General features: G+C 37.9%; 13 protein-coding genes. 6 read left to right on the top strand and 7 right to left on the bottom strand.

Annotation, left to right across the window (positions count from 1 at the left end; all coding sequences use genetic code 11):
- The first annotated feature begins 149 nt into the window (after positions 1 to 149).
- On the top strand, positions 150 to 11,765 hold the full coding sequence (locus L4F93_RS12250) for a YadA-like family protein (protein ID WP_250350496.1): 11,616 nt from the start codon (positions 150 to 152) through the stop codon (positions 11,763 to 11,765).
- Positions 11,766 to 12,725: 960 nt separating this feature from the next.
- On the opposite strand, the gene L4F93_RS12245 is transcribed toward L4F93_RS12250, so the two are convergent.
- The 3 genes from L4F93_RS12245 to L4F93_RS12235 all read right to left on the bottom strand — a co-directional run bounded on the left by L4F93_RS12245 (position 12,726) and on the right by L4F93_RS12235 (position 14,925).
- Positions 12,726 to 13,457 (bottom strand): hypothetical protein, encoded by a 732-nt coding sequence (locus L4F93_RS12245; RefSeq protein WP_250350495.1) that lies wholly within the window; start codon positions 13,455 to 13,457, stop codon positions 12,726 to 12,728.
- Between the two features lie 64 nt (positions 13,458 to 13,521).
- Positions 13,522 to 13,743 carry a hypothetical protein gene (locus L4F93_RS12240; RefSeq protein ID WP_250350494.1) on the bottom strand — a complete coding sequence of 74 codons (222 nt, stop codon included), beginning with the start codon at positions 13,741 to 13,743 and terminating at the stop codon, positions 13,522 to 13,524.
- A gap of 318 nt (positions 13,744 to 14,061) precedes the next feature.
- Complete coding sequence (locus L4F93_RS12235; protein WP_250350493.1) at positions 14,062 to 14,925, bottom strand: fructosamine kinase family protein; 864 nt, start codon at positions 14,923 to 14,925, stop codon at positions 14,062 to 14,064.
- 151 nt (positions 14,926 to 15,076) lie between these two features.
- Here L4F93_RS12235 and grxB point away from each other — a divergent pair, with 151 nt between their 5' ends.
- The gene (gene grxB, locus L4F93_RS12230; RefSeq protein ID WP_250350492.1) at positions 15,077 to 15,727 is read left to right on the top strand and encodes a glutaredoxin 2; all 651 of its coding nucleotides are present in this window, start codon (positions 15,077 to 15,079) and stop codon (positions 15,725 to 15,727) included.
- A 228-nt stretch (positions 15,728 to 15,955) separates the two neighbouring features.
- Complete coding sequence (thrS, locus tag L4F93_RS12225; RefSeq protein WP_250350491.1) at positions 15,956 to 17,890, top strand: threonine--tRNA ligase; 1,935 nt, start codon at positions 15,956 to 15,958, stop codon at positions 17,888 to 17,890.
- 81 nt (positions 17,891 to 17,971) lie between these two features.
- Here the strand turns inward: thrS and L4F93_RS12220 are convergent, their stop codons facing one another.
- On the bottom strand, positions 17,972 to 18,310 hold the full coding sequence (locus tag L4F93_RS12220) for a winged helix-turn-helix transcriptional regulator (RefSeq protein ID WP_250350490.1): 339 nt from the start codon (positions 18,308 to 18,310) through the stop codon (positions 17,972 to 17,974).
- 150 nt (positions 18,311 to 18,460) lie between these two features.
- Here L4F93_RS12220 and L4F93_RS12215 point away from each other — a divergent pair, with 150 nt between their 5' ends.
- A complete protein-coding gene (locus tag L4F93_RS12215) occupies positions 18,461 to 19,087 on the top strand; it encodes an NAD(P)-dependent oxidoreductase (RefSeq protein WP_250350489.1) in 627 nt (208 codons plus the stop codon).
- 208 nt (positions 19,088 to 19,295) lie between these two features.
- On the opposite strand, the gene L4F93_RS12210 is transcribed toward L4F93_RS12215, so the two are convergent.
- Positions 19,296 to 21,530 (bottom strand): nitric-oxide reductase large subunit, encoded by a 2,235-nt coding sequence (locus L4F93_RS12210; RefSeq protein WP_250351704.1) that lies wholly within the window; start codon positions 21,528 to 21,530, stop codon positions 19,296 to 19,298.
- Between the two features lie 362 nt (positions 21,531 to 21,892).
- On the opposite strand from L4F93_RS12210, the gene L4F93_RS12205 reads away from it, so the two are divergent.
- Both L4F93_RS12205 and aqpZ read left to right on the top strand, forming a co-directional pair.
- A complete protein-coding gene (locus L4F93_RS12205) occupies positions 21,893 to 22,114 on the top strand; it encodes a hypothetical protein (protein ID WP_250350488.1) in 222 nt (73 codons plus the stop codon).
- A gap of 324 nt (positions 22,115 to 22,438) precedes the next feature.
- The gene (gene aqpZ, locus L4F93_RS12200) at positions 22,439 to 23,128 is read left to right on the top strand and encodes an aquaporin Z (protein WP_250350487.1); all 690 of its coding nucleotides are present in this window, start codon (positions 22,439 to 22,441) and stop codon (positions 23,126 to 23,128) included.
- Between the two features lie 85 nt (positions 23,129 to 23,213).
- Here aqpZ and L4F93_RS12195 read toward each other — a convergent pair whose 3' ends face one another.
- Together L4F93_RS12195 and L4F93_RS12190 are read right to left on the bottom strand one after the other, a co-directional pair.
- Positions 23,214 to 24,872, bottom strand: a complete 1,659-nt coding sequence (locus L4F93_RS12195; RefSeq protein WP_250350486.1) for a bifunctional metallophosphatase/5'-nucleotidase — start codon at positions 24,870 to 24,872, stop codon at positions 23,214 to 23,216.
- 188 nt (positions 24,873 to 25,060) lie between these two features.
- A complete protein-coding gene (locus tag L4F93_RS12190) occupies positions 25,061 to 26,272 on the bottom strand; it encodes an aromatic amino acid transport family protein (protein WP_250350485.1) in 1,212 nt (403 codons plus the stop codon).
- Positions 26,273 to 26,558: the final 286 nt, after the last annotated feature.

The raw sequence follows: 26,558 nt of genomic DNA, 5'->3' as shown, positions 1-26,558 counted from the left end.
AAAAATTTGAGAATTTTCTATTTAATTGATACTATTTAATCGATTTACTCTAGGCTAGGGTATCACTCTATTGTTGAGTTTTAAAGTAGTTAGCCAGTTAATCATGTTGGTTAATTTTTATTTTTTAATTTCCATTTAGGATTTTTAGTATGAACAAAATATTTCGTATCGTCTGGAATCAGTCCCTACAGACGTGGGTGGTTGTTTCCGAATTAGCCTCTCGTCATGGCAAACCGACAACAATCGTTGGTTCTGTTAAAAAGACATCAAAAACCTTAAAAAGTTTCTTTTTAAATTCTCTTTCTCTCAGTGTGCTTCTTGCATTGCCTACAGCCGCAAATGCGTATGTAGCATTTAACTATACAGATGAAGATGGCACAGTACATAATGTTGATACAGGTGTTATAGGCGGTGATTCATCTGGCACAACAGTTAGACGTAAGGCACAGGCAAGCGATGATCCTAAAATTCAGCCTTTAAATTATAGAACCCCTGGTAATATGACTTTTGCAACGCCAGATGATACTACTCTTTCTACTGCGGCTACAGGTTCAGGTGGATCTAAATTATATACTGAAAATACCGGTATGACTCAAAGTGGTATTGCGATTGGTAATTTTGCTAATACAATTAGTAAAGCTGGACAAAGCAGAACGAATGGTGGGGTTGCATCTTCAGGGATTGCAATTGGTAATTATGCAACTGCAGAAGGTGGTATGTCTATTGCCTTAGGTTCTTTTACTCATGCGAGTGATATTGGTGCGATTGCTTTAGGAACAGCAGCGCGTGCAGCGGCATTCAATTCTTTAGCGGTGATGCGCCAAGCTTCGGCAGCAGGGAACATGTCGATGGCAATTGGTACTGCAGCTTATGCTAAAGGAACTGGTGGCATCGCAATGGGACAATCAGCTACCGCAACAGGTAATCGTTCGGTTGCTATCGGTAGTGCAAATGCGGATATTAAATTAGTTGATGGTGGTTTAGGCTCTACTGTTGGAATGACTACTTATACAGAGGACAGTAGTACAAAAGCTGATGGTGATTCCTCTGTGGCCGTGGGGTCTGTAGCTCGAGCGGGAGGAGACAGATCAATTGCGATAGGTGCTAATGCGAGAGTCGAAGCTGATAATACAAGTGCCGATAATAAAGCGCCTAATGCTATTGCAATTGGTTCAAGTGCAAGAACTAACTATGAAAATAATATTGCGATTGGTAATCAGGCTACGGCCACAAGCCCTTCATTAACCTATTCAGGAGTGCGTGGCAATAATGGTCACCCTGGAATCTTAGAAGCAAATGCTTTAGATATGTATTATCGTAATGCTGATTCAGAAGCTCTTAAAGGATTTGGTACTGTTTCAGTTGGTGATAGAGCAAGTGCTATGAATGGTGGGGTTGCGCTTGGGGGAAATGCCATTGCTAATACAGTGTCTGTTTCGGTGGGTTTACAATCTAACTCTGCTAATTCGGGTGTATCTGTAGGTACAGCGAGTTACTCTGACAATGCTTCCGTTGCAGCCGGTCGTCAAGCATATTCTGATAAATTAGGTGTTGCTGTAGGTACAACAGCGGTAGCCAATGCGATTAGTACTGTTGCTGTAGGTGCTTCAGCCACTGCAAATGCTAAGGGGGCGATTGCTATTGGTGGGCGTGATACTTCGACCAATACATTAACTAATGGGGATTATGATTATTCTTTAGAAAATTCAACAAAAGCAACGGGCGCATCTTCTATTTCTATTGGTACAAAAGCGAGTGCAAGTAAAGCCAACGCTATTGCCCAAGGTACCTTATCAAATGCGGCAGGAACGAGAAGTATTGCTATCGGTACAGAGGCTGTTGCGGGTAATAAAAGTGAACAGGTAGATACTATTGCGATTGGTACTAAGTCTTTAGCCAATACCGTGGGAGGTATTGCGCTTGGTGGAGAAGCTAAATCTACAGGCAATGGCGCTACTGCGGTAGGTTCTTATGCAAATGCTTTGGCAACAGCATCTTCTGCGTTTGGTAATCATGCAAACGCTTCTGCAGAGGCTGCTACTGCGATTGGTCGTCAGTCTCTTGCTGGTAGAAATGCTTCTGCACTTGGTACAGCAGCTAAAGCGACAGGAGATAGCTCTATTGCTATTGGTGCTGGAGCCCAAGCACAAGGAGCTAATGCCATTTCTATTGGTACAGGAAACGTCGTAAGCGGAAATAACTCTGGTGCAATTGGTGATCCTACAACAATTAGTGGTGAAGGTACTTATTCTTTAGGTAATAATAATGGCACTATCGCTGCTAGTAATTCTGGAGTCTTTGGTAATGATAATACTTTTGCAGAAGGCGCTAATGATAGTATCCGTGTGATTGGTAACCATAACACAATACAAACTTCCAATGTTCAGATTTTAGGTAATGATATTACTGCTGGGGTTGCTAACTCTGCTTATATCGGTTCAAGTAGCCGAGCAGCTGCTGGCAATACAGTAGGGTCTAAAAATAAGAAAAAAGATGGTTCAGATGGAAATACGACAACTGCAGGTGATGGCGGTACAGTAACTAATGCAACTGTTGGTGCAATCACTTATGGTGGTTTTGCCGGGGCTCAAGCTCACGGTGTAGTAACCGTTGGAGCAGCTGGAAATGAACGCCGTATCCAAAATGTTGCCGCAGGTGAAATTTCTGCAACTTCAACAGATGCAATCAATGGTTCACAGCTTTATGCAACAAATAATGTGGTTAATAATGTTGCGAATAGTGTTAAAAATGTTTTAGGCGGCGATGCAGCAGTAGATCCGAATACAGGAAATATTACTTATGGTAATACAACTCAAAACGGTAGTGGTGATACCGATGGTGTTGGTGGTACTGGTAAAACAACGATTGATGAAGCCATTAAGCATGTAAATCAAGGTTGGAAAGCAACAGTATCTAATTCTGATGGTGGCGAACAATCTGGTCAAATGGAAGATGCTATTCAACCAGGTGAAACTTTAACTTTTGATGCGGGTAAAAATATTAAATTAACCCAATCAGAAGGTAAGATCAGCATCGCAACTAAAGATGATGTTAATTTAAATAGTGTAACAGCAAATACTGTAACAACAGGTAATACATCAATGAATACTGATGGTTTAACTATCACTAAAGATGGGAAACCTACAAAAGTTGAAGCTGGTAAGGTTACAGGTTTAGATGAGCGTAATCCAACTGATAATAAGGTTGATTATGGTACAGGTGAAAATGCTGGTCGTGCTGCAACTGAAAGTGCGGTGAAATCTGTTGATGATAAAGTAAATGCGGCTGAATTTGGCTTAAAAGCACAAGATACCAAAGAGGTTAAGAAAAAACTTAATAACACTATTGAAGTGGTTGGTGCTGATTCAAATATTTCAACTAAAGTTGAGGACAGCAAATTAAAAATTGAACTTGCTAAAACCCTTGATTTAGGTGAGAACGGAAGTGTTACTATCAATGGCAATACTCTAAATAAAGATGGATTAACACTTGCAAATAATGGACCAAGCATCACTAAAGATGGTATTAGTGCAGGTAATAAAAAAGTAACTAATGTTGCTGATGGAGAGATCTCTGAGACCTCTAAAGATGCAGTAAATGGTAGCCAGTTATATGCAACTAATAAGAAAGTTGATATTAATACTCAAAACATTGCCAAAGGCACAAAATATGCCGGTGATGTTGGCGAAAACAGTGGTGCAAACACGTTTACTCGTCAGTTAGGTGAAGTAACTAATGTTAAAGGTGGTGTTACCGAAGCGGAGAAACTTTCTGATAATAATATCGGGGTGGTTTCAAATAACACTGATACTTTAACTGTTAAATTAGCGAAAAGTTTAGCTGGTTTAACTGATGCAACTTTTGGTACATCAGATGCTGACAAAACTGTTATCAATAAAGATGGTGTAACTATCAACAAAGATAATGGTAGCGGTGCAAATGATCCAGCTAAAACTGTTAGTTTAACAGAAAATGGATTAAATAATGGTGATAACAAAATCACTAATGTTGCAAGTGGTTTAGATGGTCAAGAGTTAGATAAAGCTTCTGGTGATACGCTTAAAAATGCTACCAATGTAGGTGATTTACAAAAAGCTGCGAATGATTTAACCGATAAAGGTTTTGCTTTAGCTGATGATAAAAACACTCAAGTGAAGAAAAAATTGGGTGAAGCTATTCAGATTAAAGGTGAAGATGGCATTACTGTTACTGCGGATAGCACAGATAATTCATTAAAACTAGCTTTAGGAAATACTGTAACTGTTGGTGAACCTGAAAATGGTGGAGCTGGTCAAGCTGGCACAATCAATGTTGTTGGTAAAGATGGCAAAGATGGTGTAAGCATTAAAGGTGATACTGGAGCAGAGGGTAAACCAGGTATTAGCATTGCAGGAAAAGACGGTGTTGATGGCGTAACTTTAACGACAAAAGTTGATGGTCAGCCTGGTGTTGATGGTAAAGGTGCGACTGACGGTACAAACACTAAACCTCGTCTTGAAGTCAATGGTGAAGAAGTTGCGACTTTGAATGATGGTTTAAAATTCCAAGGTGATAAAGGCGATGTCATTAATAAGAAGTTAAATGAAACTTTAGCTATTAAAGGCAAGTTAGGCTCAGATGCAGAAGTTACTGATAAAAACTTGCGTGTAGATAGTGAAGGTGGTGAATTAGTTCTTAAAATGGCTAAAACCTTAACTGAATTAACCAGCGCGACTTTTGGTAATGATCCTACTGCTTCTGATGCAGGAACAAAACCAGGGGTTAAAATTGATGGTGATACAGGTGCTATTACCTCTAATAATGCAGCAGGTAACACGATTACGATCAATAACCCAGAAGGTCAAATTACAGGTGTTACTAGTGGTTTAGGTAGTAAGACAATTTCTTCATTAGGAGATAATGCACCTGAATTAACTAATGTTGCTAATATTGGTGATTTGAAAAATATTGCTGATACGGGTTGGAAGTTACAGACTAATTCTAATACTGAGACCACAGTTAAAATTGGTGATACTGTTCAAGTAGTTGATGGTGCAAATACCAAAGTTTCAACGGTAACTGATGCTGATGGCAAACATACTTTCCATGTTGATGTAACTGGTTTACCAGTTGCGTATACTGACGCAAATGGAAATCCGTTAGTGAAAGTAGGTGATAAATTCTATAAAGCTAGCGATGTAACTAACGGTGTTGTAAATAATAATGCTGAAGAGGCGACCCCAACAGGAACAACTTTAGTTTCTAAAGATGGTGCAGCAGAACCTCAAACACTAGATAATGTGAAGAGTGCGATTGACCCTGATGGTAATAAAACCGACAGTGACTTTACTGACGCTTTAGAGACCGCAGCAACAAATTCACCAAATAAAGCAGTAAATGTTAAAGATCTGAAAAATACATCGGATGCACTGACAAATAAAGGTTTTGCTTTATCTGATGATAGTAATACCGAAGTGAAGAAAAACCTTGGTGAAGCAATTCAGATCAAAGGTGAAGACGGTATTACGGTTACTGCTGATACTGCAAATAACTCATTAAAATTAGCATTAGGCAATGAAGTTACAGTTGGCGAAAAAGCTAAAGATGGTACGCCTGGACAAGCGGGTACAATCAATGTTGTAGGTAAAGACGGCAAAGATGGTGTAAGCATTAAAGGTGATACTGGACCAGAGGGTAAACCAGGTATCAGCATTGCAGGAAAAGATGGTGCTAATGGTGTAACGTTAACCACAAAAGTTGATGGTAAGCCTGGAGTTGATGGTACAACTAATAAGCCTCGTCTTGAAGTCAATGATGAGGAAGTCGCAACCTTGAATGATGGCTTAAAATTCAAAGGGAATGGTGATGAAACTGTAGCTAAGAAACTGAATGAAACCTTAACTGTTAAAGGTGGATTGGCTCAGGGTGAAGATGCTACTGATGCGAATACGCGTGTTGATGTAACAGGCGGAGAGCTAGTTGTTAAATTAGCTAAGAATCTTACTGATTTAACTTCTGCAACATTCACTGATAATACGACAGGTGATTCTACAGAAATCACAGGCGGTGCTATTACTACAACTAATAATGATGGTAGTAATGTAGCATTACGTACAGCAACTGAAACCAGTTTCATCGGTGGCCCTAATGATACCGTTAAATTAAGCAATGAAGGCTTAGATAATGGTAATAATCAGATCACTAATGTTGCAAGTGGTTTAGGTGACACTGCTCTTGAAGATGCAACGGGTGATACATTAACTAATGCTGCAAATATTGCTGATGTGAAAAAAGCTAGAACGACAGTAACTTCTAGTGATGACTCTATTCTAGTTGGAGAAACAACCGAAGAAGATGGGCATACAAATTATGATTTAACTGTTGATAAACAAAAAATTGTAGAGGGTGCTCAATTACCAGTTGTTTATACAGATGCTGAAGGCAATAAATTATATAAACAAGCAGATGGTTCGTTTAATACTCAGGCAGATGGTCAGGGTAAACGTGTTGAAGCAGCTGATGTTATTGCTTCTATGAATAGTGGTGACGGTTCAACTTCTACACCAACTAAGTTAGCTAATGTTGGTTCAAGCATTGCAGATCAAAAAGGCGATACTTATCTTGATAAATTAGATGCTGCAAATACAGCAAATGCGAACAATGCTGTAAATGTAAGTGATTTGAAAAACACTGCTGATGCATTAACTAATAAAGGTTTTGGTTTAACCGCACAAGACGGTAACGCTGTAACCAAAAAACTTGGTGAAACAGTTGAAGTTGTTGGTGGGGCTGAAGATGCTGTAACTACTACCGCGAAAAATGTTCGTACTGTTGTGAATAACGGTAAAATTGAAGTTCAAGTAGCAGAAGCACCGGAGTTTAAAGAGGTTACTGTAACCAATGGTAAAGATGGTGCAGATGGTAAATCTGTTGTTGTGAAACCAGATGCAATCGTATTCAACGGTGTTGATGGTGTGGACGGCAAAGATGGTACCGATGGACAAAATGGTCAAGTAAGCGTAAAAGTAGAGAAAGGCGAGCCTGGACTTGCTGGCAATGATGGCAAAGATGGCGAAAGCAAAACTCGTATCGTTTACGAAAAACCAAATGGTGACAAAGAGACTGTTGCAACCTTAAATGATGGCTTAAAATTCAAAGGTAACGGTGACAAAGTTGTTGAGAAAAAACTTAACGAAACTTTAACTGTTAAAGGTGGATTAGCCGAAGATAAAGATGTAACGGATGCAAATACCCGAGTTGATGTTGATGATGAAGGTAATTTAGTTGTGAAAATGGCTAAAGAGCTGACAGATTTAACCAGCGCGGTGTTTGGTAATAATCCTGTTGATAATAAAGGTGTAGAAAATAAACCAGGTGTCAATGTAGATGGTTCAACAGGTGCAATTACCACACAAAATGCTGCAGGTAACCAGATTGTGATTAATAATCCTGCTGGTCAAATCACGGGCGTTGAGAGTGGTTTAGGTGATACTAAACTTGAAGAAGCTAAAGGCGATACATTGAAAAATGTTGCTAATATTGGTGATTTGCAGAATGTTTCTAAAAAATTAACGGATACTGGTTGGAAGTTACAAACTAATGATGGTACTGAAAGCACAGTTAAATTAGGTGAAACTGTTCAAGTGGTTGATGGTGCAAATACCAAAGTTTCAACAGTCACTGATGCTAATGGCAAACATACATTCCATGTTGATGTAACCGGTTTACCAGTTGCTTATACTGATGAAGATGGAAATCCGTTAGTGAAAGTAGGCGATAAATTCTATAAAGCTAGTGATGTTACAGATGGTGTGGTTAACCAAGATGCACCAGAAGCGACACCAACAGGAACGACTTTAGTTTCTAAAGATGGTACTGCTACGCCTCAAACATTGGATAATGTGAAGAGTGTAATTGAAACTCCGACTGAGGATAAAGATTTCTCAACAGTATTAAAAGAAGCTGCTGACAGCAAACCAAACAGTGCTGTCAATGTAAGTGATCTGAAAAATACTTCAGATGCTTTAACAGCTAAAGGATTTGGTTTAACTGATGATAGCGGTAATAAAGTTACTCAAGAATTAGGTAAACAAATCCAAATTAAAGGCGTTGATGGCGTAACAGTAACGGCTAAAGATGCAGAGCAAGACGGCCGCCGCCTAGAAGTTTCACTTTCTGGTGATGTTCGTGTAAGCGGTAAAGATGGCAAAGATGGAACTATCGGAGTCAAAGGTGCTGATGGTCGTGATGGCACAACAATCACTAAAGATGCAATTGTCTTTAATGGTGTTGATGGCGTAAACGGCAAAGATGGTGCTGACGGTAAAGATGGTCAAGCAAGCATTAAGGTCGAGAAAGGAGCAAAAGGCCTAGATGGTAATGACGGTAAAGATGGCGAAAGCAAAACTCGTATCGTTTATGAAAAACCAAATGGCGAAAAAGAAGAAGTTGCAACATTAAACGATGGTTTACGTTTTGAAGGTGATACTGGTGAAACCATTGATAAGAAACTAAATACCACGTTAAAACTATCTGGAAAAGCAAGTGAGAATGGTGGTTTAGAGTCCGATGCTGCAGTAACAGATAAAAATTTACGTGTAGATAGCATCAATGGTCAATTAGTAATTCAAATGGCGCAGGCATTAAGAGATTTAACTAGTGCAACATTTGGTAACCCAGAAAATCCAACATCAGATAATCCGGTTACGACGATTACTAATAATGGTATGACTATCAATAACGGTACGCCAGCAGAAACGGTAAGCTTGACGAAAGATGGCTTAAATAATGGTGGAAATCAAATCACAAATGTTGCGAGTGGTTTGGGAGATAAAGATATTTCTTCATTAGAAGATAATGATCCTACATTAACTAACGCAGCTAATATCGGTGATTTGAAAAATGTTTCTGATAATTTAACTAATACAGGTTGGAAATTACAAACTAATGACGGTAATGCACAAACTGTTAAATTAGGTGAAACTGTTCAAGTTGTTGATGGTGCGAATACAAAAGTTTCTACTATTACAAGCAAGGATGGCGTTCATTCTTACCATATTGATGTAACAGGTTTACCAATTGTTTATACTGATGAACAAGGTAATCCATTAGTGAAAGTAGGTGATACATTCTATAAAGCAAGTGATTTAGAAAATGGCTTGCCAAAAGAAGGTGCACAGCCAGCTACTCCAGCAGGTACATCATTAGTAGCACAAGATGGTTCAGCGACTCCACAAACTTTGGATAATGTGAAAAGTGTGATTGCTCCTCAAAATGGTGAAGATTTCACAAAAGCATTAGAAAAAGCAGCTGAAAGTAAGCCAAATAGCGCTGTAAATGTAAGTGACTTACATAATACGGCAAATGCACTAACTGAAAATTTAACGCAAAAAGGATTTGGTTTAACTGATGATAGCGGTAAGGAAGTTACTCAAGAATTAGGTAAACAAATTCAAATTAAAGGTAAAGATGGTGTTACTGTTACAGCCGATGCGAATGATAAATCATTAACCGTTGCTTTAGAAGGTGATGTTCGTGTAAGCGGTAAAGATGGCAAAGATGGAACTATCGGAGTCAAAGGTGCTGATGGTCGTGATGGCACAACAATCACTAAAGATGCAATTGTCTTTAATGGTGTTGATGGCGTAAACGGCAAAGATGGTGCTGACGGTAAAGATGGTCAAGCAAGCATTAAGGTCGAGAAAGGTGCAAAAGGCCTAGATGGTAATGACGGTAAAGATGGCGAAAGCAAAACTCGTATCGTTTATGAAAAACCAAATGGTGAAAAAGAAGAAGTTGCAACCTTGAATGATGGCTTAATCTTCCAGGGTAATGGTACCGACACTGTTGCGAAAAAACTAAATGAAACCTTACAAATTAAAGGTGGTTTAGATAATAATGCAAAAGCAACGGATGCGAATACCCGTGTTGATGTGGAAGATGGTGCTTTAGTTGTGAAAATGGCTAAAGATCTGACAGACCTAGATTCTGCTACATTCGGTAAGGATGGTGATAACACAGTCATTAATAAAGATGGCATTACTATTACTAATTCTAATCCAACTAAACCAAATGTAAGTTTAACTGAAAATGGTTTAAGCAATGGTGATAATAAAATTACCAATGTTGCGGAGGGGACAGATGATACTGATGCTGTTAATGTGAAGCAGTTAAAAGAAGCTGCTGCGGCAGCGACAACAACAGTTGAATCTTCTGATGGTACAATTGATGTAAGTCGTCCTCAGCCTCAACCAGAAGATGGTCATATTCACTATGACTTGAAAGTGAACTCTCAAAAAGTGGTTGAGAATGCACAATTACCAGTGGTTTATACCAATAAAGATGGTGATAAAGTGTATAAACAGGCAGATGGTTCATTTAATACTAAGCCAGATGGTAGTGGTACAAAAGTTGAAGCTGGTGATATTATTGCATCAATGAATAGTGGCGATGGTTCAACTACTTCTCCGACTAAATTAGCGAATGTAGGTACATCTATTGGAGACATTAGTCCAACTGTAGATGGTAAGGCTGTTCCTGCTGACAAAGCGAACTTCTTAGATCAACTTGCAGAAGCAGGTAAAGATGGAAGTAAAGTAGCTAATAATGCAGTTAATGTAAGTGATCTACACAACACAGCAGATGCATTAGTTAATAAAGGCTTTAACATTGCAGCAGATAAGGGTGGTGATGATAATGTAAGATTAGGAGAAACAGTTAAATTTACTGATCCTAATAAAAATATCATTACAACTGTAAAAGACAATGAGATCCAATTTGCCTTAAATAGTGAAGTATCTATTGGTGGTAAAGATGGTAAACCTGGCTCTATTGGTGTGAAAGGTGCTGATGGCAAAGATGCTGTAGCAATCAATGGCGCTGATGGCGGCTCAATTGTTGTTGGTGGCAAAGATGGTGTTCCAGGAAAAGATGGTGCTCCAGGTATTGCAATTAATGGCAAAGATGGTTCTATCGGTATTGCTGGTAAAGATGGTTCAAATGCTGGTGTAACTGTTGCACAAGGCGAAAAAGGACTGGCTGGTAATGATGGTAAAGATGGCGAGAGCAAAACTCGTATTGTTTACACTAAACCAGATGGTAATACTGAACAAGTCGCTACCTTAAATGATGGCATCAAATACCAAGGCGATGTTGGTAATGCTCAAATGACATTAAATAACACAACTCAAATTGTGGGTGGTGTAACTAATGCAGAAGATCTTACTGATAACAACATTGGTGTTGTTGCAAAACAAGATGGTAAGAATGCTAAGCTAACAGTTAAACTTGCTAAGGATCTTAAAGGTCTAAATTCCGTCACTACGACAGATGCAGCTGGAAACTCTACAACTGTTCAAGGTAATGGTGTAACAATTAGCGGTCCAAATGCAGCTGGTAATAACAGTACAGTAAGTTTGACAACTAATGGCCTAAATAACGGCGGTAACCGTATTACTAATGTAGCAGATGGTAAAGATGATACTGATGCTGTAAATGTAAGACAGTTAAAAGGTGCTGTTGGTAACATTAACAATAACATCAATAAACTTAATAAAGACCTTCGTGCAGGTATTGCAGGAGCAACTGCGACAGCTGGTTTACCACAGGTTTATATGCCTGGTAAATCAATGGTAGCTGCAGCGGCAGGTACTTATAAAGGACAAGGTGCTATTGCTGTTGGTTACTCAAGAGCAAGTGATAATGGTAAAGTTATCTTGAAATTAACCGGTAATGCAAATACTCGTGGAGACTTTGGTGGCTCTGTAGGTGTTGGTTATCAATGGTAATTTTCTAAGATAATTATTTATCTCATAAGAATCCTTCCCTTTTAGGGAAGGATTTTTTTTATAAGAATTATATGAAGATTAGTGATATAGGCGTTTGAAATGAAAATAAGGCAATGTGCAGCAACCGCTGTTTACAGATAGCACATAAAGGTGTTGGTAAGATCGTATTATTTTTAGTTTAAATGACTATAAAAATATTGCATTAGATGTATTATTAACGTTAGCTATATAGTTTTTTAAGTATGAAATGAGGTAGCCAGTTGTTAAATATAGTTGATTAAAGTTAAAAAATGAAAGAATGATCTAACTTTACTGGCAGGTACTCAAGGAGTTACTAATACAGTATTATTCATTTACTTTATGTTTTATCTTATATGTATCAATTCTATTTGGTTGCACTGGTAATGAGAAAACAGAGGAAAAACATAAATTTGTTGCTGGTAGCAAGGGCTTAGAATTCTGGTTAAAACTCTAAAAGAAAGTAAGAACAATGCGTTTTACCCCAATTTACCTTATTGGTGTTCAAAGTATAAAGATAATTTAGAAGAACGTTCAGCTAAATCAGCTGACAAAGGTAATTTCCTTATAAATATAAAAAAGAGTAAGAGTGTGAATTATGCTAATCTTAAATATTACGAGAAATAAGCATTTATCTCTAAAGAGCATCTTGAATTAAATATTGAAAAGACAACAAATAGATTATAAGGATTATTTAATGAATTAAAGAGTGCGTTGATAAATTATAACTGATTGAAAAAATGTAATATTATGTTTATGAATGATTTTTTTTAAACGAAATAGTCGCTAACAATCTAAAAAATAATTATTAGCAACTAGTTGTCCGTTACACTGAAAAAGTACTTAGCATAGAATTCGTCAAATATTAAAAATATAATTGAATAGAAAGAAATTTTAGAAAGACTATTTTTTACTCTAAAAGATCATTTTATAAAATATCTATCATTTAATTACACTCAATTTTTCAACCTCAAATTTGCAAATAGTAATTGGTTTTTCTATACAAGGATAAGTAAAAAATATATTATTGTTAGTGCTAATATTTTTAGATAACACAAAAAAATTATTACTTTTTGCAAGGATATAGTACTTTTGATGTTCAATTTCTAGAGATGCATATTCGTGTTTAAAAGCTGGTCTGAAATATCCAATAGTAAATGCAGAAACAATAAAGTATAGGTATATAAAGAGCATAATATAAATTGGATTTAGCTTCTTTCTTTTGATCAGTCTATTAAGATTTTGTGGGCTTATACTTTGATATTTAAGCTTTACAAATAGTGGAATTGTAATTGCAATTAATGTATAACTGATTAGTAATACAGCACTGACATGTTGTATTAGTAAGATTGCTTGTAAAACAATAGGGGAAGAGAGTGCCGTGAAGACAATAAAAACACGTAAGCGGTTCATAAATCTATCAGAAAAATGATCTTTTGCTTTTCTAATAATATACAAACCAACAATATAGACAAAAGAAATAATTATAGAAATAAATAAGACATACCCTAAACTTCTTGCTATATTTGGAATGCCTACTTCCACAAGTTCCCAGGGAAATTGATAATAAAAAGATTGTGCCCAGCCATAGGAATAGGCTACAGACCAACCAATTCCGATTAGAAAAGTAACGATAATTGATGAACGAAGAATTTTTTCTAAGTAGTTATCCATATAACCTTTATTCAGAGAACAAAAAGCCTTGCTTTATAAGCAAGGCTAAAATTCTATTTTTTAATTATAAACCTTCAGAAGCCCATTTAGCAGCAACACAACGATTTGGTGCGGTAACAATTGTACCATCTTTTTTCTTATATGGAGTTGGGTCGTATTCTTTTGTACAACCAACACCATTGTATTCACTTGGATCAACTGGAACTGGTTGGCCAGCTGAAGCGATAACTTGTGAAGATAATAGGGCTGCGATAGCACCTAACATTAATTTAGATTTAAGTTTCATAATGAACTCCTTTGTTATTATTTTTTTGGATTTATTGTTAAACATGAGTTAATAACAACCTAACTCGTTTGTTAGATTACTCTTTTATGTGGGAAAGTCAATACTTTATCTTGTCTGACCAGAAATAATAATTATTTTATTAACTTAAATAAATTCAATAGGTTATGCTTAATATTCTTATTAAGGTTATAGCCATATATATCCATGGATAAATAAAAGATTATTTTGTATGAATAGCATGTTTTCTAGAAAATAGAAAACAGTACACCTTAATGTTTTAGAGAGCTGATGAGCTGAGTATTTGCTCTTTTTCTTATTTTAATTGACGTATAATCGCTGGAGATATTGTTTCGTTAAATTTATGTAATGACCTGAAAAACGATGGCTAAAATTTAATAAATAATAAAGCTGATAAAGCGGTTTACGTTGTGCATAGCCCTCATCAATAGGTAAAGTGCGGTGATAATTTTGGTAAAATTTTTCTGGGAATGGTTGAAACAATTCGCTAAATGCGAGATCGCATTCGTGATCGCCCCAGTAGCAGGCTGGATCGTAAGTAAAAGGTTTGCCAGTTACTGTTGCACAATTTTCAATCCAAAGATTACCGTGTAATAGCGCAGGCTTTGGTTGATGTTTGGCTAAACGTTTGGCAACAAGGGCAACCAACTTATCAATATCCGCAAAGTCTAAACCTTTTTCTTTACAGATCTGTAATTGCCAGCCAATACGCTGTTCGCTAAAAAAGGTTGCCCAATTATCTGACCACCCATTTGGTTGATACACTGGTCCAAGCCAAGTATCGAAATCAAATCCGTAATGCTCAACGTTTCCCCATTGATGAAGTTGAGCTAATTGGGGCGCGAATTGCGCCATACTTTGTTCAGTAGGGGAGGTGAAAGGAAGGGCTTCTAACAGTAAAAAACTGTGGTTTGACGAACAGCCTACACCGTAAACTTGCGGTACTTGAATACAGCCCGTTTTGGCTAGCAACGCCAATTGATCCGCTTCGGCGCGAAACATAGAGCGGTAGGATTTTGTATTGATTTTGACAAAAACAGGCTGGATTCCATCATCAATAATCCAAGCTTCGTGCATTTCGCCCGTATGCACTTTACGTTTTTGCTTGATAAAATAATATGCACCAAGATGTTCGGCTAAAACTTGAGAAATTGATTTCCACATAAGTCCCCCTATATTCAACTTGTACCACTGCTTGATCGTAAAGAAAATTGGCAAAATAATCTGTGATGAACATCAAGTTTTTTATTTGCGGATCAAAAAATTTGCGGTAAGGTAGCCCTGATTTACATAAATAATTTATTAAGGAGCAAAAATGAAGTTATACGTTTATGATCATTGTCCATTCTGCGTGCGTGCCAGAATGATTTTTGGCTTAAAGAATTTGCCCGTGGTAGAGCTAATGCTATTAAGTGATGATGAAGCAACGCCAGTTTCCTTGATTGGAAAGAAAATGGCGCCAATCTTGATTAAAGAAGATGGCACAGCAATGCCAGAAAGTTTAGATATTGTGCATTATGTGGATCAAAACTATGGCAATCGCTTACTGCCAGATGATGAGGTGCGTAGCGATCTGCAAGCGTGGATGAAAGCAGTCGGTAGTTATTATAATCATCTGTTATTGCCACGTTTTGTGCAGTTAGGCTTGCCTGAATTTGCTACCCAAAGTGCGGTGGATTATTTCGTGAAAAAGAAAACAGAAAGTATTGGTGATTTTGCTGAAAATCTTGCGAATTCTGCGCAATATATTGAAAAATTACAGCAAGATTTTACCGCTCTTGAACCATTGATTTTGTCAGAAAATGGGGTAAATAATCAGCTTTCGATGGAAGATATTTTGCTTTTCCCAATGTTACGCAACCTCACTTGTGTGAAAGGGCTTGTTTTCCCGCCAAAAGTGAAAGCCTATGTGGAAATGATGGCGAGCTTATCGCAAGTTGAATTATATTTTGATAAAGCCGTTTAGCGTTGTAAAACGCCGAGGAAAATCGGCGAGAAAGTTGGTTTTCAACGCAAAATAGCGTATGATCACTCGCTTAAATCGAAAGCCCTACCAAAAGCGATTCGATAATAGAGAAAGCACAGTGCGGAAAATACATTGTAGGTATAACAAAGTGCGGTGCTTTTTTAGTTTATTTTTAATTTAATCAACAAGTTACCTCTCGTATGGGTAACCACTGTATAAGGATTTGATATGCCAATTATTACTTTACCCGATGGCTCACAACGCCAATTTGATAAACCCGTTACAGTGCTTGACGTTGCACAAGATATTGGTGCAGGTTTAGCCAAAGCGACTATCGCAGGGCGTGTGAACGGTGAACGCCGTGATGCGTGTGATCTGATTGATCAAGATGCCAAGCTAGAAATTATTACCGCCAAAGATGAAGACGGACTAGAAATTATTCGCCACTCTTGCGCCCATTTATTAGGACACGCGATTAAACAGCTTTTCCCTGATGTAAAAATGGCTATCGGGCCAACCATTGAAAACGGTTTTTATTATGATGTGGATTTAGACCGCTCTTTAACGCAAGAAGATCTTGACGCCATTGAAAAAAGAATGCTTGAACTAGCAAAAACCAATTATGATGTGGTGAAAAAACGCGTAACTTGGCAAGAAGCAAGAGATACTTTTGAACAACGTGGTGAGCCATATAAAATGGCGATTTTAGATGAAAATATCGAAAAAACAGCCACCCCAGCGCTGTATCACCACGAAGAATATATTGATATGTGTCGTGGCCCACACGTACCAAATATGCGTTTCTGTCATCATTTCAAATTACAAAAAGTGGCAGGCGCATATTGGCGTGGCGATAGCAAAAACAAGATGTTACAGCGTATTTACGGCACAGCGTGGGCGGATAAAAAGCAACTTGCCGCCTATTTGCAACGTTTAGAAGAAGCAGCAAAACGCGATCATCGTAAAATTGGTAAAGCGCTTGATCTTTATCATATGCAAGAAGAAGCACCGGGTATGGTGTTCTGGCACAATGACGGTTGGACGATTTTCCGTGAGCTTGAAACTTTCGTGCGTACTAAATTAAAAGAGTACGATTATCAAGAAGTGAAAGGGCCATTTATGATGGATCGTGTTTTATGGGAAAAAACAGGGCATTGGCAAAACTATGGTGATTTAATGTTCACCACCTCATCAGAAAACCGTGAATATGCCATTAAACCAATGAACTGTCCCGGACACGTGCAAATCTTCAATCAAGGCTTAAAATCTTACCGTGATCTGCCAATTCGTATGGCGGAATTTGGTTCTTGTCATCGTAACGAACCGTCAGGTTCATTGCACGGATTAATGCGTGTGCGTGGTTTTACCCAAGATGATGCACATATTTTCTGTACGGAAGATCAAATTGAAAGCGAAGTAACCAGTTGTATCCGTATGGTTTATGATATTTACAGTACGTTTGGTTTCAATAATATCCAAGTGAAACTTTCTACGCGTCCAGAGAAACGCATTGGTTCTGATGAAATGTGGGATCAAGCAGAGCAAGGTCTAGCAAATGCCTTAAAACACAATGGCTTAGAATACGAAATTCAAGAAGGTGAGGGCGCATTTTACGGGCCTAAAATTGAATTTGCTCTGCGTGATAGCCTTGATCGTGAATGGCAATGTGGCACAATCCAGCTTGATTTTGCTTTACCGGGTCGTTTAAATGCGTCTTATGTTGCGGAAGACAATGATCGCCGAACTCCAGTAATGATTCACCGTGCGATTTTAGGTTCATTAGAGCGTTTTATCGGCATTATCACCGAAGATTACGCGGGTTTCTTCCCACCTTGGCTTGCTCCAACTCAGGCTGTGGTGATGAATATTACCGATAGCCAAGCGGATTATGTAAAAGAGGTGGTGAAAGCCCTTTCTGATGCGGGCTTGCGTGCTAAAGCGGATTTACGTAACGAGAAAATTGGCTTTAAAATCCGTGAACATACCTTAAAACGCGTACCTTATATGTTAGTTTGTGGCGATAAAGAAATTGCCGAAGGCAAAATCGCCGTGCGTACTCGTAAAGGGGCTGATTTAGGTACATTCACTATCGCAGAATTTACTGAAATGCTGAAACATCAAGTGAAAAACCGAGAATTAAAATTGCTTGGTGAGCAAGAGTAGAAAACCGCACTAAACATCACAGCAAAAATCACCACACCTTTAAGCATTTTACTTAGTGCGGTGGTTTTTTTTTTTGAGATTTTATCTATTTTTATATTTTTGCCGATAACTCTCTCCCCATATAGCCATTGCATCAAGCACGCTTTTTAGGCTTATTCCGTCTTCTGTAAGAGTATATTCCACCCGTGGTGGCACTTCCGCATAGACTTTTCGCGTTAATAACCCTTGGCTTTCCATTGCCCTTAAATTAGCCGTTAGCACTTTTTGTGAGATGCCGTTTAAGGTTTTTTTCAATTCACCAAAACGCTTTGTGCCAGATAATAATTCACGAATAATCAATACACGCCAACGTTCACTCATCATCATTAATGTGATTTCCACTTCACAATCGGGTAATTTTTTATCTGTTTCTTTCAACATTTTTCCTTATTTTTCAATATAAGTTTCCTTTAAGTAACTACTGCACTTTTGGGTGCTTACTTTCTTTTTATTTGCTAAAGAGATATTATCACGCTCAATAAAAACGTAACAGAACTATTTTTAGTTATCATTAAACAAGGAGAAAGAAAAATGAAACTAGCAGTAATTGGCGCAAATGGTAAAGCAGGGCGTTTGATTGTCGCAGAAGCGGTAGCACGCGGTTTTGATGTAACTGCGGTGGTTCGCAATGAAAATCACAGCAGCGCACAAAATATACTGAAAAAAGATTTGTTTGATTTAACCAACGCAGATCTTGCAGGATTTGATGTGGTTATTGATGCCTTTGCCGCGTGGACACCTGAAACATTGCCACAGCATAGCAGCTCTTTAGCCCATTTATGTAATATTTTGGCAGGAACAAATGTTCGCTTACTCGTTGTGGGTGGCGCAGGTAGCCTTTATATTGATGATAGCTTAACGGTGCAACTTGTAGATACGCCAGATTTCCCCGTTGAATATAAATCGTTAGCCCAAGCAATGGCAAAAGCGTTAATGGAATTGCGTAAACGTGATGATGTGAAATGGACATACATTAGCCCAGCGGCAGTTTTCGATCCTGAAGGCAAGAAAACGGGCCATTATCGTTTAGCGGGTGAAATTTTTACGCTAAATGAACAAGGTGAAAGCTATGTGAGCTATGCTGATTATGCCATTGCGATGATTGATGAAGCAGTAAAAGGAGAGCATATCCGTCAGCGTATTTCTATTTTTTCATAACTCATAAGTCAATCATCTTGTCATTTGAGTTTAGAATAAGATAACAGCGCCGTTATAAAAAGCAGTGCAGGAGATAGCCTTTTAACATCAGACGATGGATATAATGAAAGTGCGGTCAAAAAAATGAAAATTTTTGACCGCACTTGATTTTTTGATGAAGTCTCATCATTCCTCTTTATAAGCAGAGGAATAGCAAGAGGTTAGCGACTTATTTTTGTTTTGCAAACACCATTTTCACCATTTGCCAGAAGAAAGCTAATGCCCCTAAGCCGAAGATAACATCGCCTACCATACGCACCCAGCGTAAGGTAACAAAAAGTTCTTGTTGCATAAAGGCTTCGCCACGCGCATACCATAACCCGTGTACCATATTAGCGTGAGCTTGAATAACACCAATTGGTAGTAGGCTTGAGATAATCATTACAACTAAACCCAGATTTAAACTCCAGAAACCAAATTTCATCAATTTATCATCAAATTGGTGGGTTGGGCGTAAGTAACGTACGATTAAGAATACAAATCCTAAGGCAAGGAAACCATAAACGCCAAATAAGGCGGCGTGTGCGTGTACTGCTGTGGTGTTTAACCCTTGAACATAGTAAAGCGAGATAGGTGGGTTGATTAAGAAGCCAAACACACCCGCTCCTAACATATTCCAGAATGCAACAGCCACGAAGCAATAGATTGGCCATTTTAAACGTTCCATCCAAGGTGCTTTTTGTTGCATAGACCAATGTTCCCAAGCCTCATAACCGAGTAAAACTAAGGGAACAACTTCTAATGCAGAGAATGAAGCACCTACCGCAATAATAGGGGTGGTTGCACCAGCAAAGTAAAGATGATGGAAGGTGCCGGGGATACCACCAATAAGGAAAATCGAGGCAGAAGCAATCGTGGAAACGGTTGCTGTGCGGCGTGAAACAAGCCCTAAACTGACAAAAATAAAGGATAGTGCGGCAACCGAGAATACTTCAAAGAACCCTTCCACCCAAAGATGCACAACCCACCAACGCCAATATTCCATTACAGATAAGTGAGTATGTTCTCCGTAAAAGAGGGCTGGTCCATAGAATAGCCCGATTGCAATGACAGAAGCAAAGAACAACGCGAGTAAATTTTTATCTCCCGGCTGTTTAAACGCATTGATTGTGCCACGTAGCATTAGCACTAGCCAGAACAAAATACCGGCATATTTTACCGCTTGCCAGAAACGTCCTAGGTCAATAAATTCATACCCTTGATGACCGAACATAAAGCTTAATTCTTTTGGAATTTGATGTGCAATGGCTAAATAACTTCCGGTAAAGGAACCGACAACCAACGCCACTAATGCCCAAAAGAGGATATCTACGCCTAATTTTTGATATTTTGGATCTTTACCGCCATTGATAATTGGGGCTAGGAATAATCCGCCCGCTAAAAATGCCATAGCAATCCAGAACAACGCACTTTGTACGTGCCAAGTACGAATGAGGGAATAAGGAAGGTAATCTGATAATGGGATACCATAAAAATCCTGACCTTCAACCGTATAGTGTGCGACGATAGTCCCAAACGTAACCTGTGCAATAAATAACGCCACAACCGTAAATAAATATTTACCAAGCGCTTTTTGTGAAGGGGTGAGTTGAATTTTAGTTAGCGGATCAACGGCATCAGGAATTGGATCTTTCTCATCTTCTTTTTTCTTAAATGCCCACACCCAAACCATCATACCAATGCCTAAAATCAGGAAGACAACACTGGCAATAGACCACATAATATTTTCTGCGGTTGGCACATTATTAATGAGTGGTTCGTGTGGCCAGTTATTGGTATAAGTTGCCTCTGTATTTGGACGATTCGCCGAGGCAGTCCAAGCAGTCCAGAAGAAAAATTTTGTTAAATCTTGACGATCTGCTAATGCGGGCAAGGTGTTATCTTTCATCGCAAAATGATCGCGAGTGAGTTTGAACTGCGGATCATCACCATATAGCGAAATATAATATTGTGCTGTTTTTTCAATGGCTTGCTGACGTGTATCAGATAATTGTACAACACCATTTTCGATTTTACTGCCTCGATATTCACGAGTAAGACGCGCTTGTAAAATGGCTTTTTGATCGTCATTTAATTGATCAAAATTTTTACCAAATTCTTTTTGTGCTGTAATATCTAACCAGTTGGTCAATTCACGGTGTAACCAGTCAGCCGTCCAATCAGGCGCTTGATATGCACCGTGTCCCCAGATTGAGCCAAGTTGCATTCCTCCAGTCGTTTGCCAAGCGGTTTGACCTTGCAAAATATCATTTTTAGTAATTAGGGTTTCACCATTTGCATTGATGTATTTTTCAGGAATAGGCGGCGCTTCCCGATAAATATCTACCCCAAAATAACCCAGAATAGAAAATGCCCCGATAAGCACAACGATCAACGTGTACCAGAGCTTTTTATATTGCCCCATAATCAATTCTCCATACATAAAAATAGAATAAACCATAGCAATCGCATTGCTATTGTGTGCTAAGGATAAATGGTTATTTCTTTACAAAAAATAATACTTAACCTTAAATATCGTATTAATACCTGACTAATTTTATCAACTATTTTATGTATGCGTGATCTAAATGCGATTTTCTTGTCTTAGATCAAAATTTATTAGCCACTTTTTGACAGCAGGCTTCCATTTGGCAAGTTTGACATTTATTGAGGTGAGAAAGATTTTGCATCGCATTTTTTCAAAATAGTGCTAAAATTTTCTGCGTTACAGCAATCTTTAGGCTAGTACACCATTATTTTGATATTGATTTATAGAAGGAAAAGTTTATGAGTACATTAACGATTACATTTACAACAACCCGCATTTTCGCTCACGATTTAGTTTCTGAACTATTAAATATCGGTGCGGTATCGGCAGAAGAAACGAAACAAAAAGGCGAAGATGTAGCAGAAGTTGTTGCCGTTTTCGGTGAGAATGTTGAGGCACAAGATGTTATCGCTGCTTTAGCAGAATCAGGCATCACCAACATTCCTTATGTGGTGAGCTAAGAATAAAAAACCTGTTTATGCAAGTAAGCAGGTTTTTTTAGTTTTGTTATAGAATCTAATGAAGCGTGAATTTACTCTCCACTAATTTGGTTTATGGTGGAGCCTCCTAGAAGATTGTCGCCTTGCGTTTCCTGTATTTATATAACGTTTAACCTCTTCGTTTTTATCCTTTAAAAAATATTATATGTCAATAAATTTTAATTTATTGTAAAGCCCTTTTTTACATAAGTTTACGCAACCTTTTATTTTTCTTTATGACTAATGCAATGTTAGGCGATATGCCTACTTATTTTATTATTTAATTTAACTTATAGGATTCAAAAAATGAAAAAACTGTTTGCTGAATTTTTCGGAACATTTTGGCTTGTGTTAGGAGGCTGTGGCTCTGCTGTGTTGGCGGCGGCATTTCCTGAACTTGGGATTGGTTTTGCGGGTGTTGCATTGGCATTTGGTCTCACCGTTTTAACAATGGCATTTGCGGTGGGGCATATTTCAGGTGGACATTTTAATCCAGCTGTTACATTAGGCTTAGTGGCGGGTGGACGTTTCCACGCTAAAGAGGCATTTGGCTATATTATTGCTCAAGTTATTGGTGGGCTTTGTGCTGGTGCGGTGCTTTATGGGATAGCTTCAGGTAAAGCTGGGTTTGATGTCACAGCAAGTGGCTTTGCTTCAAATGGTTTTGGAGAACATTCACCCGGTGGTTATTCTTTAACGGCAGTTATTCTTGCGGAAATCGTTTTAACCGCATTTTTCTTAATTGTGATTCACGGCGCAACAGATAAACGTGCTTCAGCGGGGTTTGCACCTATTGCAATTGGCTTAACCCTCACAATTATCCACTTGGTTTGTATTCCTGTGTCCAATACATCGGTAAATCCTGCACGTTCTACTGCAGTAGCGTTATTCCAAGGCACTTGGGCTATTGAGCAACTATGGGTATTCTGGCTTGCGCCTATCGTAGGTGGAATTATTGGTGGTGTAATTTATCGTACATTATTAGAACAAGAGTAACTTACAAACTTAGGCGGCTAGAATTAGCCGCCTTTTATTTTACTCAAAAGTTGGAAAATTTTAACCGCACTTTATATTTTGTATTTTAGTCTAATCCAATAATTTTCCAACGATTATGGCTTTTTCCTTCAATTTTTCCTTGTTTCACTTCGCGGATATAATTCATCATCATATTTTGAATTGTGCCATTTTCCTGTCCTAATGCCACTTTAGATTCCCATAATAATGGAATTTGTTGTCCTTCAAAAATTCCGCCTTTTTTGATTAATTGTCCAAAACGATAAGAATTCATTCCTACTTTAAGTTTCATTTCATCAGTTACTGGACGACCATCAGCCAAACGAAGGTTTACAATTTTATGACCTTGCTGGTTACGCAAATCAATTTGATAATTTACGCCACCAAATAAATCAAAAGTAACGTATTTAGATTTAGCTCGTTTGGTATTATAGCGATAGACTTTATCACCCGGTTCAAGGGTATCAAAATAATCTGCAGACCATTCCATATATTGTTTGAGTTGTTTTCCTGTCATCTCATAAACGCTAACATCACCACCAGCGTAGCGATAATTGTAAATAATGTCTTTTTTCTTAATATCTCCTTTTTCTAGGCGAACTTTCTGATGATCAAAAGCAAAGGAAACAACATCCGCTTGGCTATAATATTGTTCTACATCGTGGATAAAAGAAGATAACCCCGTATCTTGAGAAAAAGCAAAAGAGACACCATAATTTTCACCTTGAGGTACCATGGTATTTTCTGTTTGACCAATAATCACATTATTTAAACGGCGTAATTCATCGTGGTAAGGTTGATAAATTTTAATAATATTTTCATCAGCTTGGAAATCTTTTACTGGCACTGTTTTTGCTGTTTTATTTATCAGTTTTACGTGAGCGTTCTTAATGTCAAAGGTAAGATCTACTTCTGAAACGACAGTGCCATAACGATGAGGTTCTGTAATCAATGTATCCTTAATAGTTACGCGAGGAATATTTTTATGCATATGTCCTGCAATAATCACATCAATGCCATCTACTGCATTGACAAGATCAGCAACTCCCGTATCTGGAATGTTATTTTCATTTTCAATGCCCATATGAGCTAAAACCACAATCGCATCAACCCCTTTCTGTTTTAATTGGGTAATTTGTTTTTTGGTTTCTTCAATTGGGGAAGTAAAAATCATTTGATCGAGATAGCCTGTGTCTAGCTCAAAAGTGGCAGACATTGGCGTAGTCAATCCAATTACACCTATTTTTACCCCATCTTTTTCAATTATCGTCGTTGGTGTAAGATAACGGCGACCATTTTTATAGTAAAAATTTGCCGTTAGCTTTTGCGCCCTTATATCTTTTAGGATTTCATCTAATGCGGTCATACCAAAATTGAATTCGTGATTGCCTAGAATGAAAATATCATATTTCATTTGATTAAGTATTTTAGGAATAGGGTGATTTTTATAATATTCAGGTGTTTTTGCGAATACTTCTACTTGATTATCTTGAATCGCATCACCAATATCTACCAGAATAACATTAGGATTTTTTTTGCGGACTTCATTTACATAAGTGGAAATTTGAGCATAAGAACCTGAATAGTCGGCAATATCTGCGCCATAACTCCAAGGTACAACTCTACCATGTACATCTGAAGTACCTAAAATTTTGATATTTACCTCTTTCGCAACAGCAATACTTATAGAAGAAAGAGTAAGAATAGTGGTGAGAAGTTTTTTCATCGTGTCTCCTAGTAATATGAATAAAAGCTTACTAAATTTTGGCAAAAACATAGAAGATTATCAATAGGTTAAATATTTTATTAGTTGGTAAGGACAAAGTTTGGAGGGGATTGCTCGTGTGAAAGTCAGTCGCTACTTTTAAGGAAAAGCCGATCTTATGATCGGCTTAGATAAAATTTTCGGTTAAATTAACCAATCACTTTCGGTAAATAACCCGCTTGGATTAAAAATGGGACATTCATAATTAATAATCCTAATAACAAGGCAATAAATAAGCTTATATTTCCACCTAGTACACGGTATGGCATATCAGGATAGCGTTTCCGTGCTTGCCAAGCCATTCCAACGGGTAACACTAAACCATAGAAAGTAAACATTTGTCCTGCATAACCTAAGGCAGCAATAAAGCCATCTGGATAGAATAAAGCAAAAGCAAGTGGTGGAATAAAAGTCAGTAAACCGAGTTGGATGCGATTTGCTTTAATGTTTACACGTTTTAATAAATCGTCTAAGCAGTCAAACAGTGATAATGCCACGCCAAGGAAAGAGGTAACTAATGCAAGGGTTGAGAATGTTCTTACAGCACCGCTAATTAATGAACTCCCTGTCGCTTGGAAGGTGGCATTGATTAATCCATTTAGTGTGGGATCATTATTTACAATTTGCACAAATTCAGATTGTGGGAAAACGCCGTGCGTTGCCATTTGCCACAAAATATAAGCTACTAATGGGATTGCTGTTCCTCCAATAATGGCAATACGTAAACGGCGAATATCACCATCTAAGTATTTGTTTATGCTTGGAATAATCACGTGGAAACCAAATGAGGTGAAAAATACAGGGCTTGCAGAAATGATTAAGAAATCTTTTAATGGCATTGCAAGCAAGTTATCTGTTGTAACTAGCGGTAACATCATACCTAATACAAGTAAAAATGCCGCAAGTTTAATTAAGAAGAGTAAGCGTGTTAGCGCATCAACTGCGCCTGTACTAATCACGATAAAGACACCTAATACCAGCGTAAATAAAACGATGGATACAGAAGTGGCGTTATCCCCTAAAAATGGCATTAGCCCAGCAAGTAATGAACCACCGCCTGTAACATAAGCGGAAAGAATAGCATACATAAAAATAACAAGGGAAAGGGTAGCAAGTACACGCCCAGCGATACCGAAATATTGTTCAGCCAATGTGGCGATCCCTGCATCTTTGCGTTCCGCTTTTTGATACACTTCAACAAATAATAATGCGCTGTAAGAAAGTAAAATCCAAAGTGCGAATAATAATGCAAGGGTATAACTAAAGCCCATCTCCGCCGAGGTGAGAGGCATTGCTAGCATTCCGGCGCCTATTGTCGTTCCTGCGACAAGTAAGGCACTGCCAAAAGTCTTATTTTTCATAATATTTTCCTGATTAAGTTTAGTAAAAGTGCGGTAGATTTTATCGTATTTTTATTGAAATGTAATTATATTTTTACATAGTGTTTTTATTTCTTTACAAGTGAGCTGTGAGGGAATTGCTAATGTAATATTGAGAAGAGGTAGGAAAATATCTTTCCGTGTCAAATTGTTTTTTCTTTGTATTTAACAATGGGGGCTTACTGAATGCGTTATTCTCTTTTGTTACATTATAAAATGTAGAAGATCACTTCCGATCTTCTACATTCAACCAAAACTAAGCAGCAAG

This window comes from Avibacterium sp. 20-132, from assembly GCF_023611925.1.
In the GTDB taxonomy this organism is placed as follows: Bacteria; Pseudomonadota; Gammaproteobacteria; order Enterobacterales; family Pasteurellaceae; genus Avibacterium.
The sequence above is the reverse complement of the archived record's forward strand: the minus strand, read 5'-3'. Positions and strand labels throughout refer to the sequence as shown.